General features: G+C 64.7%; 13 protein-coding genes. 7 read left to right on the forward strand and 6 right to left on the reverse strand.

Going from position 1 to position 17,152, the window contains the following annotated elements; genetic code table 11:
* The first annotated feature begins 46 nt into the window (after positions 1–46).
* The 6 genes from BUS12_RS25405 (at position 47) to iolB (ending at position 7,896) form a co-directional block, all read left to right on the forward strand.
* Positions 47–1,219: an ABC transporter permease gene (locus tag BUS12_RS25405; protein WP_074300185.1), complete on the forward strand. Its 1,173-nt coding sequence runs from the start codon at positions 47–49 to the stop codon at positions 1,217–1,219.
* A 14-nt stretch (positions 1,220–1,233) separates the two neighbouring features.
* Positions 1,234–2,076: an ATP-binding cassette domain-containing protein gene (locus BUS12_RS25410; RefSeq protein ID WP_253190211.1), complete on the forward strand. Its 843-nt coding sequence runs from the start codon at positions 1,234–1,236 to the stop codon at positions 2,074–2,076.
* A 97-nt stretch (positions 2,077–2,173) separates the two neighbouring features.
* Complete coding sequence (locus tag BUS12_RS25415; protein WP_074300186.1) at positions 2,174–4,207, forward strand: bifunctional 5-dehydro-2-deoxygluconokinase/5-dehydro-2-deoxyphosphogluconate aldolase; 2,034 nt, start codon at positions 2,174–2,176, stop codon at positions 4,205–4,207.
* On the forward strand, positions 4,204–6,165 hold the full coding sequence (iolD, locus tag BUS12_RS25420) for a 3D-(3,5/4)-trihydroxycyclohexane-1,2-dione acylhydrolase (decyclizing) (RefSeq protein ID WP_074300187.1): 1,962 nt from the start codon (positions 4,204–4,206) through the stop codon (positions 6,163–6,165). The genes BUS12_RS25415 and iolD overlap by 4 nt, the downstream gene beginning before the upstream one ends.
* A gap of 10 nt (positions 6,166–6,175) precedes the next feature.
* The gene (gene iolE / locus BUS12_RS25425; protein WP_074300188.1) at positions 6,176–7,102 is read left to right on the forward strand and encodes a myo-inosose-2 dehydratase; all 927 of its coding nucleotides are present in this window, start codon (positions 6,176–6,178) and stop codon (positions 7,100–7,102) included.
* Positions 7,099–7,896: a 5-deoxy-glucuronate isomerase gene (gene iolB, locus BUS12_RS25430; RefSeq protein WP_074300189.1), complete on the forward strand. Its 798-nt coding sequence runs from the start codon at positions 7,099–7,101 to the stop codon at positions 7,894–7,896. Before iolE ends, iolB begins: the two co-directional genes overlap by 4 nt.
* A 668-nt stretch (positions 7,897–8,564) precedes the next feature.
* Here the strand turns inward: iolB and BUS12_RS25435 are convergent.
* The 6 genes from BUS12_RS25435 to BUS12_RS25460 form a co-directional block, all read right to left on the reverse strand.
* Positions 8,565–10,823, reverse strand: coding sequence for a hypothetical protein (locus tag BUS12_RS25435; RefSeq protein WP_437123878.1), 2,259 nt, complete (start codon positions 10,821–10,823; stop codon positions 8,565–8,567).
* Between the two features lie 431 nt (positions 10,824–11,254).
* A complete protein-coding gene (locus tag BUS12_RS25440) occupies positions 11,255–11,704 on the reverse strand; it encodes an acyl-CoA thioesterase (RefSeq protein ID WP_074300191.1) in 450 nt (149 codons plus the stop codon).
* 38 nt (positions 11,705–11,742) lie between these two features.
* Positions 11,743–12,894: an iron-containing alcohol dehydrogenase gene (locus BUS12_RS25445; RefSeq protein ID WP_074300192.1), complete on the reverse strand. Its 1,152-nt coding sequence runs from the start codon at positions 12,892–12,894 to the stop codon at positions 11,743–11,745.
* Between the two features lie 206 nt (positions 12,895–13,100).
* Positions 13,101–13,631, reverse strand: a complete 531-nt coding sequence (locus tag BUS12_RS25450) for an NUDIX domain-containing protein (protein ID WP_074300193.1) — start codon at positions 13,629–13,631, stop codon at positions 13,101–13,103.
* Between the two features lie 78 nt (positions 13,632–13,709).
* A complete protein-coding gene (locus BUS12_RS25455; RefSeq protein ID WP_074300194.1) occupies positions 13,710–14,741 on the reverse strand; it encodes a threonine aldolase family protein in 1,032 nt (343 codons plus the stop codon).
* A 94-nt stretch (positions 14,742–14,835) separates the two neighbouring features.
* Positions 14,836–16,074, reverse strand: a complete 1,239-nt coding sequence (locus tag BUS12_RS25460) for a YbfB/YjiJ family MFS transporter (protein WP_074300195.1) — start codon at positions 16,072–16,074, stop codon at positions 14,836–14,838.
* 154 nt (positions 16,075–16,228) lie between these two features.
* On the opposite strand from BUS12_RS25460, the gene BUS12_RS25465 reads away from it, so the two are divergent.
* Positions 16,229–17,149, forward strand: a complete 921-nt coding sequence (locus BUS12_RS25465; protein WP_074300196.1) for a LysR family transcriptional regulator — start codon at positions 16,229–16,231, stop codon at positions 17,147–17,149.
* Positions 17,150–17,152: the final 3 nt, after the last annotated feature.

A 17,152-nucleotide genomic window follows, 5' to 3' on the forward strand; every position in this document is an offset into this window, starting at 1 on the left:
AAGCGTCGTCACGACGCCTTCCGCCGGCGCATCAAGGAGAGCTTCAATGGGCGTCGCCAACCCCTTCCACGCCAAACATCCCCCTTCCGAGCAGGATGCCGCAGCAGCTGCGGCAGCGGGCTCCGCAGCAGTATCGGACGAGCGCGTGCGTCGCGAATCGTGGTTCAAACACCTGTTGAGCCGTCCGGAATTCGCCGCGCTTGCCGGCACCGTAATGGTGTTCCTGGTGTTCGGTCTGTCCGCCGGCAACTCCGGCATGTTCAACCTCGACGGCGTGATGAACTGGTCGCAGGTGGCCGCGTATCTCGGCATCATCTCGGTGGGCGCATGTCTCCTGATGATCGCCGGCGAGTTCGACCTCTCGATCGGCTCGATGATCGGTTTTTCCGGCATGATGGTCGCGCTGCCCACCATGTACTTTCACTGGCCGATCGCGCTGTCCATCGTGTTCGCGTTCGCCGGTTCGATGCTGCTCGGCGCGCTCAACGGCTATCTGGTGATGCGCACCCGGCTGCCCTCCTTCATCGTCACGCTGGCCTTCCTGTTTATCCTGCGCGGCCTCACGCTTGCGCTCTCGGTGATGTTTGCCGACCGCACCATCATCTCCGGCGTCGGCGACGTCGCCGCGCACGACTGGCTCGCGCATGCGCTGTTTCAGGGCGTCGCCTTCAAGGGCCTGTTTACCTGGCTCGGACATATCGGCGTGGTCAAGCTGCTCGACAGCGGCCTTCCTCTCGTACCTGGGATTCCGAAAGTCATCCTGTGGTGGTTCGCGCTGGCCGCGGCCTGCGCCTTCATCCTTGCCAAGACGCAGTTCGGCAACTGGATCTTTGCGGTGGGCGGCGATTCCAATGCGGCAAAGAACGTCGGCGTGCCGGTGCGCCGCGTGAAAATCTCGCTGTTCGTCCTGACCGCGTTCTGCTCCTGCCTCTATTCGGTGCTGCAAGTGTGCGACATCGGCTCGGCAGCCGCCGACCGCGGTCTGCAGGCGGAATTCGAAGCCATCATCGCGGCGGTGATCGGCGGCACCTTGTTGACCGGCGGCTACGGTTCGGTGGTCGGCGCATCCTTCGGGGCACTGATCTTCGGCGTCGTGCAGATCGGCATCACGTATACGAACATCGATTCGGACTGGTTCCGTGTGTTCCTCGGCGCCATGTTGCTGTTCGCGGTGCTGTTTAACCACTACGTGCGCAGCCGCGTCGCGGCGTCCCGCTAATCGAGGAGTCCACGATGAACACCCCCTTGAATACGACACCGGGTACGGCTGCGGGTTTGCCCCAGGCCGCGGACACCGACTACATCCTCGCGCTCGAAAACGTCAGCCGCTATTTCGGCAACGTGATTGCGCTGAAGGACATCACCCTGCGGTTGAAACGCGGCGAAGTGCATTGCCTGTTAGGCGACAACGGCGCCGGCAAGTCCACCTTGATCAAGACGCTCGCCGGCGTGCACCAGCCGAGCGAAGGCACCTACCTCGTCGACGGCAAGCCGGTGCGTTTCACCTCGCCTAAAGACGCACTCGATCTCGGCATCGCCACCGTCTATCAGGATCTCGCGCTGGTGCCGCTGCTGTCGGTGGCGCGCAACTTCTTCATGGGACGCGAGCCGCAGAAAAAGCTGTTCGGCTTCATCAACGTGATGGACCTGGACCATTGCGCGACCGCCTCGCGCGACAAGCTCGCCGAAATGGGCATCAATGTGCGCGACCCGCATCAGCCGATCGGCACCATGTCGGGCGGCGAGAAGCAGTGCCTCGCGATTGCGCGGGCGATTCACTTCGGCGCGCGCGTGCTGATTCTCGACGAACCGACCGCGGCGCTCGGCGTGAAGCAAAGCTTCAACGTGCTGAAGCTGATCCACACCGCGCGTGCCAAAGGCATTTCGGTGATCTTCATCACGCACAACGTACATCACGCCTACCCGATCGGCGATTCGTTCACGCTGCTCAATCGCGGCAAGTCGCTCGGCACCTTCACCAAGGACACCATCAGCAAGGATGAAGTGCTCGACATGATGGCCGGCGGCGCCGAGATGCAGAAGATGATCGGCGAACTCGAAGGCGCGACGATCTGATTTGCGCCACGCGGCGCTCGCATGGCTTAAGCCCTGCCCTGCGCTCGCCGCGTGCCCCCTTGCCGTCAGTCCAGCGCTAAGACAAACAGGATATTCCATGGCCCTCACCAGCACTCCCACGCCGTCCGTTGCCAGCCCCACCAGCCGCTTTGCACCGGATCGCAGCCGCGACATCATCTGCCTTGGCCGGCTCGCGGTGGATCTCTACGCACAACAGGTCGGCGCCCGTCTCGAAGACGTATCGAGCTTTGCCAAGTATCTCGGCGGCTCGTCGGCCAATATCGCTTTTGGCTGCGCGCGGCTCGGGCTCGCCTCGGCGATGCTCGCGCGCGTCGGCAACGACCATATGGGCCGCTTTCTCACCGAAACGCTCACCAGGGAAGGTTGCGACGTCAGTCACGTGCGCGTCGATCATGAGCGCCTGACCGCGCTCGTGCTGCTCGGCCTGAAAGACCGCGACACCTTCCCGCTGATTTTCTACCGCGAAAACTGCGCCGATATGGCCGTGGACGAAGCCGATTTCGACGAGGCGTTCATTGCTTCATCGAAAGCGCTGCTGATCACCGGCACGCACTTCTCCACCGAACAGGTCAACCGCGCGAGCCGCCGCGCGCTCGATTACGCGCGTCGCAACGGCGTGCGCACCGTGCTCGACATCGACTACCGTCCGGTGCTGTGGGGACTCACCGGCAAGGCCGACGGCGAGACGCGTTTCGTCGCCAGCGAAGACGTCACCGCACATTTGCAGCGCATCCTGCCGTTGATCGATCTGGTGATCGGCACCGAAGAGGAATTCCGCATTGCCGGCGGCAAGACCGACCTGATCGACGCCCTCGCGATGGTGCGCGCGGTCACGCCGGCGACGCTGGTGGTCAAGCGCGGCCCGCTCGGCTGCCAGATCATCGACGGCGACGTGCCCGCGTCGCTCGACGACGCGCCGATTCAGGGCGGCGTCGAAGTCGAAGTCTTGAACGTGCTCGGCGCAGGCGATGCCTTTGCCTCCGGTTTCCTGTCCGGCTGGCTGCGCGATGAGCCGCTCGAAGCGTGTGCCCGCGCGGCGAATGCGAGCGGCGCGCTGGTCGTGTCGCGACATGGCTGCGCCCCGGCCATGCCGACGCCCGCCGAACTCGACTATTTCCTCGCCGAAGCGAAAGCCGATCCGCAGCGCATGCGCCGCCCCGACCGCGATGCGAAGCTCGCGCGGCTGCACCGCGTCTCTCCTGCCCGCAAGCAGCGGGACGAAGTGCTCGGCTTCGCGTTCGATCACCGCAACCAGTTCTTCGATCTGGCCCAGCAGACCGGTGCGGACGAAGCACGTATCGCGCGCCTGAAGAGCCTGTTTGTCGAGGCCGTCGCGCAGACCGAAAGCAAGCTCGGCTTGCAAGGGCGCATAGGCGTACTGATCGACGACCGCTACGGCCAGGATGCGCTGAACGCGGCCACCGGCCGTGGCTGGTGGATCGGCCGCCCGGTGGAGTTGCCGGGCTCGGTGCCGCTCGTGTTCGATCACGGCCGCTCGATCGGCACCACGCTCACCAGTTGGCCGCAGGAACACGTGGTGAAGTGCCTCGTGCAATTCCATCCCGACGAGCCGGTCGAGCAACGGCTCGAACAGGAAGCGCAATTGCGCGCGCTCTACGACGCCACCCAGGCGAGCGGCCACGAACTGCTGCTCGAAGTGATTCCGCCCAAGCACGCCCATTTGCCGAGCGCGCCGGACACCGTGTATCGCGCGTTGAAGCGTCTCTACAACATCGGCATCTATCCGGAGTGGTGGAAGCTGGAACCGATGGAAGCTGCGCAATGGCAGAGCGTCGACGCCCTGATTGCCGAGCGCGATCCGTACTGCCGTGGCGTGGTGTTGCTTGGGCTGTCGGCCGCCGTCGAACAGCTCAACGAGGGCTTTCGCGCCGCGGCGCAATCGGCCACCTGCCGCGGCTTCACCGTTGGCCGGACGATTTTCCACGAGCCGAGCCACGCCTGGCTCGCCGGCTCGATCAACGACGACGAACTGATCGCCCGCGTGCGGCAGACCTTCGAAACGCTGATCGATTCGTGGCGCAGCGCGCGCGGCAACGCCGCGCCGCATAGCGCCCCACCGCATCAAGCACACCAGGAGCAGGCTGCATGAACCAGCGCATCTTGCATCACGATACGGCCTCTGCCCACCATGCCTCCGCGACGCCATCGACTGCGCCGGCAACTGGCACGCTGCGGCTTACCACGGCGCAGGCGCTGGTCCGCTACCTCGCGGCGCAGCGCGTCAGGACCGAAGACGGCACCGCTACCGAGCCGCTGTTCGGCGGCGTCTTCGCGATCTTCGGGCATGGCAACGTCGCGGGACTTGGCGAGGCGCTGTACCAGCATCGTCATGAGCTGCCGACGCTGCGCGCGCACAACGAGCAGGCGATGGCACATAGTGCGATTGCGTATGCGAAGGCGCATTTCCGGCGCCGGATGATGGCGGTCACCACCTCGATCGGACCCGGCGCCACGAATCTGCTGACCGCAGCGGCGCTCGCGCACGTCAACCGTTTGCCGGTGCTGCTGCTGCCCGGCGACGTGTTCGTCTCGCGTGCGCCGGATCCGGTATTGCAGCAGGTCGAGGACTTTCACGACGGCGGCATCTCGGCGAACGATGCCTTCAGGCCTGTGTCGCGCTACTTCGACCGCATCGTGCATCCCGCGCAATTGCTGACGGCCTTGCCTCGCGCGCTGCGCGTGCTGACCGATGCGGCGTTGTGCGGACCCGTCACGCTCGCGTTGCCGCAGGATGTGCAGGCCGCCGCGTGGGATTTTCCGGCTGACTTCTTCGAACCGCGGGTGGTCGGCTTTCATACGCCGGCGCCGGTTGCCGAAGAAATCAGCGCGGCGGTCGAACGTCTGCGGCAGGCGAAGCGGCCGCTGATCGTCGCCGGAGGCGGCGTGCTGTATGGCCACGCAACCGATGCCCTCCACGCGTTTGCCGCCGCACATGGCGTCCCCGTGGCTGAAACCCAGGCCGGCAAAGGTGCGCTGGCCTGGAACGATCCGCTCAATACCGGCGCGTTAGGCGTGACCGGCTCGCCCGCAGCGAACGCACTCGCGCACGACGCCGATTGCGTGCTGGCCATCGGCACCCGCCTGCAGGACTTCACCACGGGCTCGAACACGCTGTTCACCCAGGCCGACGTAATCGGCATCAATGCGAACGCATTCGATGGCCTCAAACATCGCGCGCTGGTGGTGGAAGCCGACGCCCGCCTCGCGCTCGCGGCGCTCGCGGCGGAGCTAGGCGGCTGGCATGCCGACCGCGCCTGGACTGCGCGGGCCCACAAGCACGCCGCGGACTGGCGCGACACCGTCGGCATGCTCACGCATGCGCCGCAACACGAAACGGTCCTGCCGTACGACGCGGACGTGATCGGCGCGGTGCAGCGCTCGAGCGCCACGTCGGCGACCGACGACATCGTCGTGTGCGCGGCGGGCACCCTGCCCGCCGAGTTGCACAAGCTGTGGCGCGCGGGCCGACCGGGTGCGTACCACGTCGAATACGGCTATTCGTGCATGGGCTACGAGATCGCCGGCGGGCTCGGTGCGAAGCTGGCGCGTCCCGAACGGGACGTGATCGTGATGGTGGGCGACGGCAGCTATCTGATGATGAACAGCGAGATTGCCACTTCGGTGATGCTCGGCGCGAAGCTGATCATCGTCGTGCTCGACAATCGCGGCTACGGCTGCATTAACCGCCTGCAACAGGCCTGCGGCGGCGCACCGTTCAACAACATGTTCGACGATTGCGAGCAAGGCCCGCTCGGCGCACCGCCGATCGATTTCGCCGCGCACGCGCGCTCGCTCGGTGCTCAAGCCGAGCACGTCGCGAACGTGGCCGAGCTCGAAGCCGCGTTGCAACGCGCGCGCGCTGCCGACCGCACGTATCTGATCAGTATCGACACCGACGCGGCCCGCACCACGGACGACGGCGGCTGGTGGTGGGAAGTGGCCGTGCCGGAAGTGTCGGCGCGCGAAGGGGTGCGCGCCGCGCGTGCGCAATACGAAGCCCAGCTTGCCGTGCGCGCCCAGGCCGCCGGCGACACCGAAAACGAATGAGGACGCTCGCATGACTCAGTTCGACGTACGCATTGGCATCAACCCGCTGTCGTGGATGAACGACGACCTGCCGTCGCTAGGCGGCGAAACGCCACTCGAAGTGGCGCTGACCGAAGGACGCCAGATCGGTTATGACGGGTTCGAACTCGGCAACAAGTTTCCGCGCGAACCGCTGGCGTTGAAAGCACTGCTGGCGCAATACGATCTGGCGCTGGTCTCCGGCTGGTATTCGGGAAGACTCGCGCGACGCAGCGTCGCGGAAGAGATCGCCTCGGTGGACGCGCATCTGGAACTGCTGTCGCGCAACGGCTCGACGGTGATGGTGTACGGCGAGGTAGCGGATTCGATCCAGGGCGCGCCGCAACCGCTCTACCAGCGCCCGCGCTTCTTTAGCGAAGCGCAGTGGGACGCGTATGCGGCACGTGTGGACGAGTTCGCCCGTTACACGTTGAGCCGCGGCGTGCGGCTCGCGTACCACCATCATATGGGCGCTTACGTGGAAACGCCGGCGGACGTCGACAACCTGATGGCGCGCACGAGTAACGCCGTCGGCTTGCTGTTCGATGCAGGCCACATCACGTTTGCGGGCGGCGATCCGCTGACGGTACTCGACAAGTATATTGGGCGGGTCTGTCACGTCCATTGCAAGGACGTGCGGCCGGCGGTGATGAAACTTGCGCGCAACCGCAACTGGAGTTTTCTGGACTCGGTGATCAACGGCGCGTTTACGGTGCCGGGCGATGGCGCGGTGGATTTCCCGGCGATTATCGACCGCCTGAAACGGCACGGCTATCGCGGCTGGCTGGTGGTGGAAGCGGAACAGGACCCGGTGATTGCGCGGTCGTATGCTTATGCGGAGAAGGGGTATCGAACGTTGCGTTCGCTGGTGGATGCGCCGCTCGATGCGGGTGCGTCTGCAACGAAGGAGGCAGCATGAGTTTGCTGGTGAAGGCACAGCGCGAGGGCCAGACAATCGCGCGGGTCACGCCTGAGACGGCGGCATGGCGTTATGTGGGGTTTGCGGCTTATCGCATGAGCGCGGACGAAGTCGTGCATGTGTTCGAGCCGGCGCGCGAGGTGTGCATCGTGGTGCTGGCGGGCGCGGTGGACATTGAGACGGCGGATCGCAAATGGAGCAGCCTTGGCTCGCGCGACAGCGTGTTTGAGGATGCGGCGCCGTATGCGGTGTATTTGCCGCCAGGCGTACGGACGACGGTGCGGGCGGTGCGCGATGCGGAGGTGGGTGTGGCGAGCGCGCCGGCCAAGGGCGGGTTTCCGGCGCGGCTGATCGAACCTGCGCAGATGAATCGCTCGACGCGCGGCAAGGGGTTGAATACGCGCTACGTATGCGATATCTTGCCGCAGACTGAGGCTGCGGAGTCCTTACTGGTGGTTGAGGTGCGTACGCCGGGTGGGCATGCTTCGAGTTATCCGCCGCATAAGCATGACACGGACAATGTGCCGCTTGAGAGCTCGCTTGAGGAGACTTATTACCATCGGCTTAATCCGGCGCAAGGGTTTGCTTTTCAGCGGGTGTATACCGATTCGCGGGATATCGATGAGTCGATGGCTGTTGAGGATCATGATGTTGTCATGGTGCCCAGGGGGTATCACCCGGTTATCGTTCCTTATGGGTATGATTCGTACTACTTGAATGTCATGGCTGGGAAGCAGCGGGTTTGGCATTTCAAGAACGATCCGGCGCATGAGTGGATTATTAATAAGGAGTGAGGGGGGGGCCTGCGGCGCCTTTGGGGGTTTTGCCTGCGGCGCCTTGGTTTTTTGCTGCTCTTAGGGTGTTGGCCTTTCCTTGCTTTCTTAGTGGTCTATTAGCTTCGCCCCTGTGCGGGGCAGCACTTACTTTCTTTGCCGCCGCAAAGAAAGTAAGCAAAGAAAGCGGGCTCACACCGCTAGCGTTTAGTGAGCCATCTCGGTCTGCCACCGGAAACGGCCCAACACAAGACCCGCCCTCGCATTCCCACCGCTCGTGACACAGCACTCATCCACCCCACTCCGCACTACGTGCGTCGCGGTCGGGTCTGCATGGGAAGGCGAGTCGCTTGCGAGTATCGCGGCGGCGGTGCCGAGTCAGCTTCCGCAGAAGGAGTTGTGCCCCACGGCGGGGCGCGCAGCGCAACGCTGGAACGGATGACGGCCTTGTCACTAACGGCTATGCCGCGAGGGCGCATCTCGTCTTGGGCCGTTCCCGGCGGCAGACCGGGATGGCTCACTACGGGCTAGCGGTGGCAGCCCGCTTTCTTTGCTTACTTTCTTTGCGGCGGCAAAGAAAGTAAGTGCCGCCCCGCACAGGGGCGACGCCAATAGACCACTAAGAATGCAAGAAAAGACCAACACCGTAGGACCACAACCAAAGCGCCGCGCAAGGCAAAAAAAATGAATCACTTCCTCCGAGCCAAATCCACATCCAAACTCCCATCTTTAGCCATCCGAACAATCCCAAGAGCCACATCCCGCCGGTAGGCATAAAGATCAAACTTCATCACACCAGAACTGGAACCATCCCGAATCAAAGTCCTGGCATTAGTCACAAGCGAATCAAACATCTTGATATCCCCCGACTCGATCCAGACAAAACTCCCCCCCGCCCCCGCAGGCGGCCGCGCCACCACCGCCCCGCTCTCGCGCTGAAACTTCAACACCAACCCCTCATCCGTCACCGTGGCACTCACCAGATGCCCCTGCAAAACAGGCGGCGGAAACACCGTGTACTGATCGAACACCAGCTCATTCCCCTGCAACGCCACACCCTTGCGCACAAACGGCGTCAACGAAGCCAACGGAATATCCAGCGCCCGCAACAACCCCGCCTGCGGCACACCCAACACCTTCACCGACGTCGGCGCATACACCAGATGCCGCTCGTCACGCGCCACAATGGTCCCGCTCATCGTCGTCGGCAACCATACTCCTGGGAAGTGATTCCACAACTTGATGCCCCCCGTCACCTGCAACGCACCGTTCTCCGGCGTCAGCTTCAGATCGTTCAGCGAACGCGGCGCGTAATCCAGCAGATACTCGTTGAACAACGCCGCCATCGCCGGCCAGGGTTCCACCACCTCGCCGCCTATGATGCGAATGTCGTACTGCTCAGGATCGTCAAGGTCCACCGGCTGCCCCGGCTTCTTCGGCACCATCTGCGCATCCAGCGAACGCACGTGAAAACCAATCCGCCCCGAGACGAAGAAGTCGACGTTCTCCATATGAATCAGCGGCGCCGGTCCCGCCGAGTGTCGTTCGTCCGTGAGCGCCGAACCCGGTGTGGCGCCATTAGCCCCCGCAAACGCGGCACGTGTCCCGACCGGTATCGCGCGCGCCTCCGCCGTGCGCAGGTCCTGCGGGACGTGCTGCCATTGCAGCCGCGCCTCTGCTAGCGACGCCTGCTGCTCCCGGATAAAGCTATCGTTGAAACGCGCGCTCGCGCTGCCGGTTTGCTGCACGCTATCGTGTGCGGCACCCGTCAGCGTGTTGTAAGACGGTAGATGCACATCCAGTGCGCCCGCTTCATCGAACGTGAAATACCCCGCCGCCATCTGCTCGCGGTAGCGATACAGGTCCAGCACAAACGGCGCATTCGTATCGATCGGAGTCAGCGCCATGTCGATGTTCATCGGCATCGAGCGCATGAACTTCACATCGCCCCCCTCCACCAGCATGCCGCGTGGCGGCATCGTCGCAGGCCACACGATGTCGTGCAGCGTGCGATCGTCAAGCGTAAAGCGCACGCCCGCCGACGAGGTGTCGATATGCGTGATGGTCATGCGCAGCGCTGGCGGTGGCGTCAGTTTGGCGACCTGCATCACAACGTCGTCGCCCTCAAGACGCGCAATCGGCGTGTCCACTTTCAGCAGATCGGCCATCTTCACGTGCGCCGCCTGCATCAGCTTGTCCGCCCCCACGCCCGCTACTTCGACGTGGTCCGCATGGAACACTAGTTCGTTCGCGTTGCGCATCGACAGCGTGCCGGCCAGTACGATCGGCACCCAGCTATCGCGATGCATTTCGCCGGTAATGCGCAAGGTGCCGCCATCCTGCGGCACGACCCGCATATTGCGCAGCGGCGAGCCCTGGTACTGGAACAGGTAGAGGTTGAAGATCGCCGTGAGCTTGGCACTGTCGAGCGTAACGTCGCCGCGGTGGACGTCGATAGAAACGCTCGTCGGATCGTCGAACACGATCGGCGCACCCGCATGCGTCGGCGTGAGCGTCGCGGCCATGCTGTGGATCATGAAACCGATATCGCCGGTCACCCGGAAGTCCACATCGCGCGCAAACATCAGCGAGCCGTCGATGCCGGAGTCGCGCAGCGTCAAAGGACGGACACGTTGCTCAGTGAGACCGCTAATCGAGGGCACGCGCGCGGCAACGCGCTGTTCGTCGGCAAGCTGACGTTCTTTGGCAACTTCCAGCGCGGGGCGCGCGGCTGCGGCCTGGGCGGAGGACGGCGCTGGAGACTGCGTACCCGGAGAGGCATCGCTCGCCGACGAACTCGCATCCGCGCAAGCGGATACAAGCAACGCCATCGTGACCAGCATCGCAGCCGGAACAACGCGCGCACTCCTTGCCGCTTGTAGCCGTGGCCGCTCTGGCTCGTCCACCGCGACGCCTCGCGCCTCGGCACCAACCTCTGCATTTCGCATGATGTCTCCTCCCTCCCGACACCACGGCGCGAGATCGCGAGCGCGGCACGGGGTTGTCTATGGCAGTAGTGAGGACGGCTTGAAACACCCTGCCGCCCGCTCGCGCCTATGACCTGATTGTCTTTATTTGAGGCCGCGCTGCCGACAAGATTTCTGGAGGACGCTCACCAAACGATCAAGCGTTTGAATCGGCGAGCCCCCTCGCCGCCAGGCCTTATGGACAAGGGCGCAGGCGGATTTCGGAAATACGGATTCAAACAGGAAGAATGGCCCCGCCGAACAACGGGCGGGCACCAGAGGAGGACACACGGGCTGGCCGACGTCGAAACGCCAGCGAAACATGCAATGCCGCAGCGCAATAACCCAGGCGTCGAACTATCCGACGCCCAGCCGCTACGACATCACATCACACGGTTCGCAGACCGTAGTAGCTACGCCGCGTCCGCGTCGACGACAAGCAGTTCAAGCGCCGCGCGCAATTCGCGAGGCAGCGCAACCGGCCGGCGCGTCGCGCGGTCCACATAGACATGCACAAAATGACCCTGTGCGGCCGGCTGCGCTTCGCCGTCCTTGAACAGACCCACCTCGTAACGCACGCTCGTCGAACCGAGACGCACCACCCGCAAACCGGCCTCGACACGCTCGGGAAACACCAACGGCGCGAAGTAGTTGCACTGCGTTTCGACCACCAGCCCGATCGTCGCGCCGTGTTCGACGTCGAGCACGCCGGCACGGATCAGATACTCGTTCACGACGGTGTCGAAATAGCTGTAATAGACGACGTTGTTCACGTGGCCGTAGACATCGTTGTCCATCCAGCGGGTCGTGATCGGCAGGAAGTGACGGTACGCCGTGCGCGGCGCGGGAGCGGGTTTGTTCATCGTCAGCAGGGTGCGGATGGTTGATTAGGGAGGCGTCGTCAGAGCGATTCGGTCAACATGCGGCGATAGTCGTCGGCGCTCGCTTCGCGCGGGTTCGTCTTGTGGCAATGATCGGCAAGCGCGCCCTTGATCACCTTGTCGAACACGCTTTCGTCGACACCCATCTGCCGCAGACCGGTCGGCAAGCCGAGGCGCGCGGTCATGTCGAAGAGTGCCTGAGCGAGATCGGCATTTTCCGCGAGCCCCATCACGCGCCGCATGCGCGCATAGCGGCGATTCGCCACCACCGTGTCCGCGTGCTCGTTAAAGCGCAGTACGGCCGGCAGCACGACCGCGTTGAGCGTGCCGTGATGCAGCGACGTGCGTCCGTTCACCGGCACACCGCCCAGCGGATGCGACAGCGAATGCACGCAGCCAAGCCCCTTCTGGAAAGCCATCGCCCCCTGCATCGACGCGCTCATCATGTGCAGGCGCGCATCGCGGTCGCTGCCGTCGTGAGTCGCGCGTTCGATGTTGGCCCAGCCGCGCTCCAGACCGTCGAGCGCGATGCCGTCGGCAGGCGGATTGAAGGCCGGTGCCAGGAAGGTTTCGATGCAGTGCGCGATGGCATCCATGCCGGTGGCTGCAGTCAGGAGCGGCGGCAGGCCGAGTGTCAGGCCGGGATCGCAGATCGCCGATTTCGGCAGCAGATGCCACGAGTGAAAGCCGAGCTTGCGACCGTCGTTGAGAATCACGATCGCGCCGCGCGCCACTTCGCTGCCGGTGCCGGAGGTGGTGGGAATCGCGATCAGCGGCGCGGCGGCGTCGGTGATCTTGCCGCTGCCGCCTTCGATGGTGGCGTATTCGGTCAGCGTGCCCGGATGCGTGGCGGCGATCGCGACGCCTTTCGCGAGGTCGATGGACGACCCGCCGCCCACCGCGATCAGGCCGTCGCAGCCTTCCTCCTTGTAGCGCGCCGCGGCGGCCGTCACCATCGCTTCAGTCGGGTTGGAGGGCGTGTCGTCGAAAACCGGCACCGCGCCGAGCCGCAGCAGCGCATCGAGCGCGCGCTGCGCGACGCCGGCGGCCACCACACCCTTATCGGTAATCACCAGCGGCCGCTTGATGCCGACGCGCGCGCATTCCGAGGGCAGTTGCGCGAGGGCGTCATAGCCGAGATGGATGTGGGTGAGATAGTAGATATAGGCCATATCAGAGGTGCATTCCGGGTGAGGGGAAAGAAACGCATCGCCGGCGATTGGCTCGCCTCGCGATGCGTGCCTGCGTATTGCACGCGTTCCGCACGTGTTCTGCACACGCTCCGCACGCGTAGTGCATGGGCCGCGTCGGTTGCATGGGTTGCATGGGTTGCATACGCGCGCTCGATTCTGCCTGCGAGCGCCCGCGCTCTATCTCACTATTGACCGGGCCGCTCGACGAACTCGAACGGCAAGCCGCGCCGGCGCATCCATTCGCCAAGCGCTTGCCCGGTGCCGGCACGCCACGGCCGCAATTTGGCCGGCTCGACGAGCCGATACTCGAGCAGTTCCGGCGACAACGCAATCGTGCCATACGCCCGCACGTGATACGCGATAATCAGTTCGTTCTTCTTAATGAATTCGTAGACGCCGACCAGCTCGACGGTCTCGGCCTGCAGCGAGGTCTCTTCGCGGACTTCGCGCGCGATGCCCTCCTCCGGCGTCTCGCCATTCTCCAGAAAGCCGGTGATCAGCGCGAACATGCCTTCGGGCCACGCGGCATTGCGCGCGAGCAGAATCTTGCCTTCGTATTCGACAATCGCCGCCACCACCGGCAACGGATTGTTCCAGTGCACATAGCCGCAGGTTTCGTCGGGACAGGTCTGGCGTACGCGGCCGCCTTCGTGTTCGGGATCGGTGCGTTCGACGAGCGGCGTCGCGCAGCGGGGGCAGAATCGGTAATCACTCATGGCAGCAGGGCGTTGTCTCTTGGTGTGTCGTTGTAGTGGGTGCGCATGGCTGCGCGGATGGGTTGTGGGGCTCGGCGCTCACGCTGCGCACAGTTCGCGCACCTCGCCCGCAAAGCGCGCGACGGTCTCGGGCTGCGTGTCCCACGCGCACATCAGACGGCAACCGCCGGCGCCGATGAACTCGTAGAACTTCCAGCCCTTGGCTCGCATGGCCTTCGCCACGTGGGCGGGCAACTGCGCGAACACCGCATTCGACTCGGTCGGGAACATGATGCTCACGCCGGGAATCTCGGCGAGGCGCGTTTCCAGCAGTTTCGCCATGGCGTTCGCATGACGCGCATTGCGCAGCCACACGTCGCCGTCGAGCAGGCCCAGCCACGGCGCGGAGATGAAACGCATCTTCGAGGCCAGTTGTCCGGCCTGCTTGAGGCGGTAAGCGAAATCGTCGGCGAGCGCGCGGTCGAAGAACACCACCACTTCGCCGACCGGCAAGCCGTTCTTGGTGCCGCCGAAGCACAGCACGTCGACGCCGGCGCGCCAGGTGATCTCCGACGGATGCACGTCGAGCGCGGCCACCGCGTTCGCAAAGCGCGCGCCGTCCATGTGGACTTTCAGATGGCGGCGCTTCGCAATCGCGGCGATCGCGCGCACTTCTTCGACGCTGTAGACAGTGCCCACTTCCGTCGACTGCGTGAGCGTCACGACCTTGGGCTTCGGATAGTGGATGTCGGCGCGGCGCGTGACGACCGCTTCGATCGCATCGGGCGTCAGCTTGCCACCTAGGCCGGGCGCCGTCAGCAGTTTCGAGCCGTTCGAGAAGAATTCGGGGCCGCCGCACTCGTCGGTTTCGATGTGCGCGAGTTCATGGCAGATCACCGAGTGATACGACTGGCACAGCGAAGCGAGGGCGAGCGAATTGGCCGCCGTGCCGTTGAAGACGAAGAACGCTTCGCAGTCGGTCTGGAACAGGTCGCGCAGGCGGTCGCAGACTTGCTGGGTCCAGGAGTCGTCGCCGTACGCGGGTTCGTGGCCGCTGTTGTTGGCGGCGATCAGCGCATTGAGCGCTTCGGGACAGATGCCCGCGTAGTTGTCGGACGCGAAATGTTGCATGGCTGGCGACGCGCCCGGCGACGGGCGCTAGAGAGATGACTGGAAAGCGGTCATTTTAGTGCGCCAGCCGGTAAATTGTTTTTGCCTCGTGCGATTAAGGCGGACCTGGCTTGCGCGGCAGGTGCGCGACCCCAGTCAAACCGAGCGCGCCGAGCAGCAACGCGGCTGCCGCCAGCCACAACGCCGGCGAGAACGAGCCGGTATGGACGGCAATCGGCGCGGCCACCAGCGGCCCGATGATCTGCCCGACGCCGTAGGCCGCGGTCGCATAGCCCATCAGGCCGGCCGCGTGATCGCCGCGCAGGCGGCGCGCCTCGCGCATCGCGAACAGGGTGATGGCGGTGAACGGCAGACCGATCAGCACGCTGCCGAGCGCAAAGCCCGCTGCCGTCGGCCAGACGATGCCCGCTGCCACGCCCACGGCCTGCAGGACGTAGCAAGCGGCGAGCAGCGTGCGGTTGTCCCAGTGATGCGGCAGACGCGCCGCGCCCAATGCGCCGACGATCAGCGCGAGGCCGAACATCGGCCAGAACAGGTCGGGCCATGCCGAGCCTGGCAAGGCATGGCGCGCAATCACGGGCAAGAAGGTCGCGGTGATGATGTAGCCGAAGCCCGGGACGCCGTAGAGCAGGACGAGCCAGAATGCGTCGATGCGGTGGGTTGGAGGGGCTGCGTGGGCGCTTGCGGGCGTTGCGTCGGGGCGGATCGAAGCGGTTGCGGGACCCATTGCCGGCACTGAAGCCGGGTGGCCGAACACCCGCCAGACCAGCGCCGACAACACCGCCGCCGCCAGCCCAAAACCCAGCCAGCCCGCGCGGGCGCCCCAACCGCCCGCCACGCTCACCAGTAGCCCGGTGGCGGCGATTCCCACCCCCGGGCCGGAATAGATCACACCGCCCCACCCGTGCGCGTGCAGCTCGGCAAGCCGCCGCAGCCCCCATTGCGAGGCGAACACGAAGGTCCACGCGCTGACGACGCCCGCCACGAAACGCACGATCGCCCAGATCCAGAACTGGTTGGTCAAGCCCATCGCGAGGGTCAACAGCACGGTGAGCACGAGCCCTGTGCGCACCATCCGCGCCGGTTCGACGCGCAGCGCGGCACACGTCACCGCTCCGACAAAATAACCCGCGTAGTTGAACGATGCTAGCCAGCCACCGTGGCGAATATCGAGTCCGCCGCCGTGCAGCATCAGCGGCAGCAGCGGGGTAAATGCGAAGCGGCCGATCCCCAGCACCACCGCCAGCGCAACCATGCCGGCAATGGCCGCCTGGCGCGCAGCGTGGGGGCCGGTGGGGGCGACAAACTGATGGGACGCGGCAAAGTCGTTCATACAGCACCGAAAATGGCAAAAACGGGGGAAAAAGAAGGCCCATGTGGGACGGAGGCGCAGCGGGCGCCACGACAACCGATGAACCCATCTTAGCTTGACGTTTCAATCACGAAAAATGAATAATTACGATACAAACGATCACATAGAGAGAATTATGGATCTCGCCGCCCTAACGATTTTTCGCGCGGTCGTGCGCGAAAACGGGGTCACACGTGCTGCCGCGAAGCTCAACCGCGTGCAATCGAACGTGACCACGCGCATCAAGCAGCTTGAGGAACAACTCGGCACCGACCTGTTTATCCGCGACGGCCGGCGGCTGGTACTCACGCCCGCCGGCGAGACCTTGCTGCCGTATGCCGAACGCCTGCTCGCACTCGCCGACGAGGCCCGCCATGCGCTGCGCGAAAGCCGGCCCAGCGGCCGGCTGCGGCTGGGCACGATGGAAAGCGCCGCAGCCAGCCGCCTGCCCAGCCTGCTCGCGCACTATCACCAGAGCTGGCCCGAGGTGGCGCTCGAACTCGAAACCGGCACGACCGGCTGTCTGATCGAACGGGTCCGGGAGTTCGAGGTGGACGCCGCGCTGATCGCGACCCAACTCGACCCGGACCGGGACGGCGATCTGTTCGAGAGCGTGCCCGTGTTTCGCGAGGAACTGGTGATGCTGACGCCGCGCGGTCATCGGCCGATTCGCGAGGCGCGCGATATCGCGCTGTCGACGCTGATCGCGTTCGAGCGCGGCTGCGCGTATCGCAGCTACGTCGAGAAGTGGTACATGGAGCACGGCATTCGCCCGGCGCGGGTACTGGAGCTCGGCTCGTACCACGCGATCGTCGCCTGCGTGGCGGCCGGCGCCGGGGTGGCCGTCGCGCCGCGCTCGGTGCTCGAATTGCAGCACGACATGAACAACATCGCGATTCATTCGCTGGGCGATCTGGGCACCGTCGATACGCTGCTGATCTGGCGGCGCGGGCATTTCTCGTCGGCGCTCAAGGCGCTGCGCGAGACGTTGCTGGCGAACAGCAATCTGACGCAGCCTGAGGTGGGGGAGAGTGAGGTTGGGTTGGAAACGGTGTAGGGG

The sequence above is a fragment of the Paraburkholderia phenazinium genome (assembly GCF_900142845.1).
GTDB lineage: Bacteria > Pseudomonadota > Gammaproteobacteria > Burkholderiales > Burkholderiaceae > Paraburkholderia > Paraburkholderia phenazinium_A.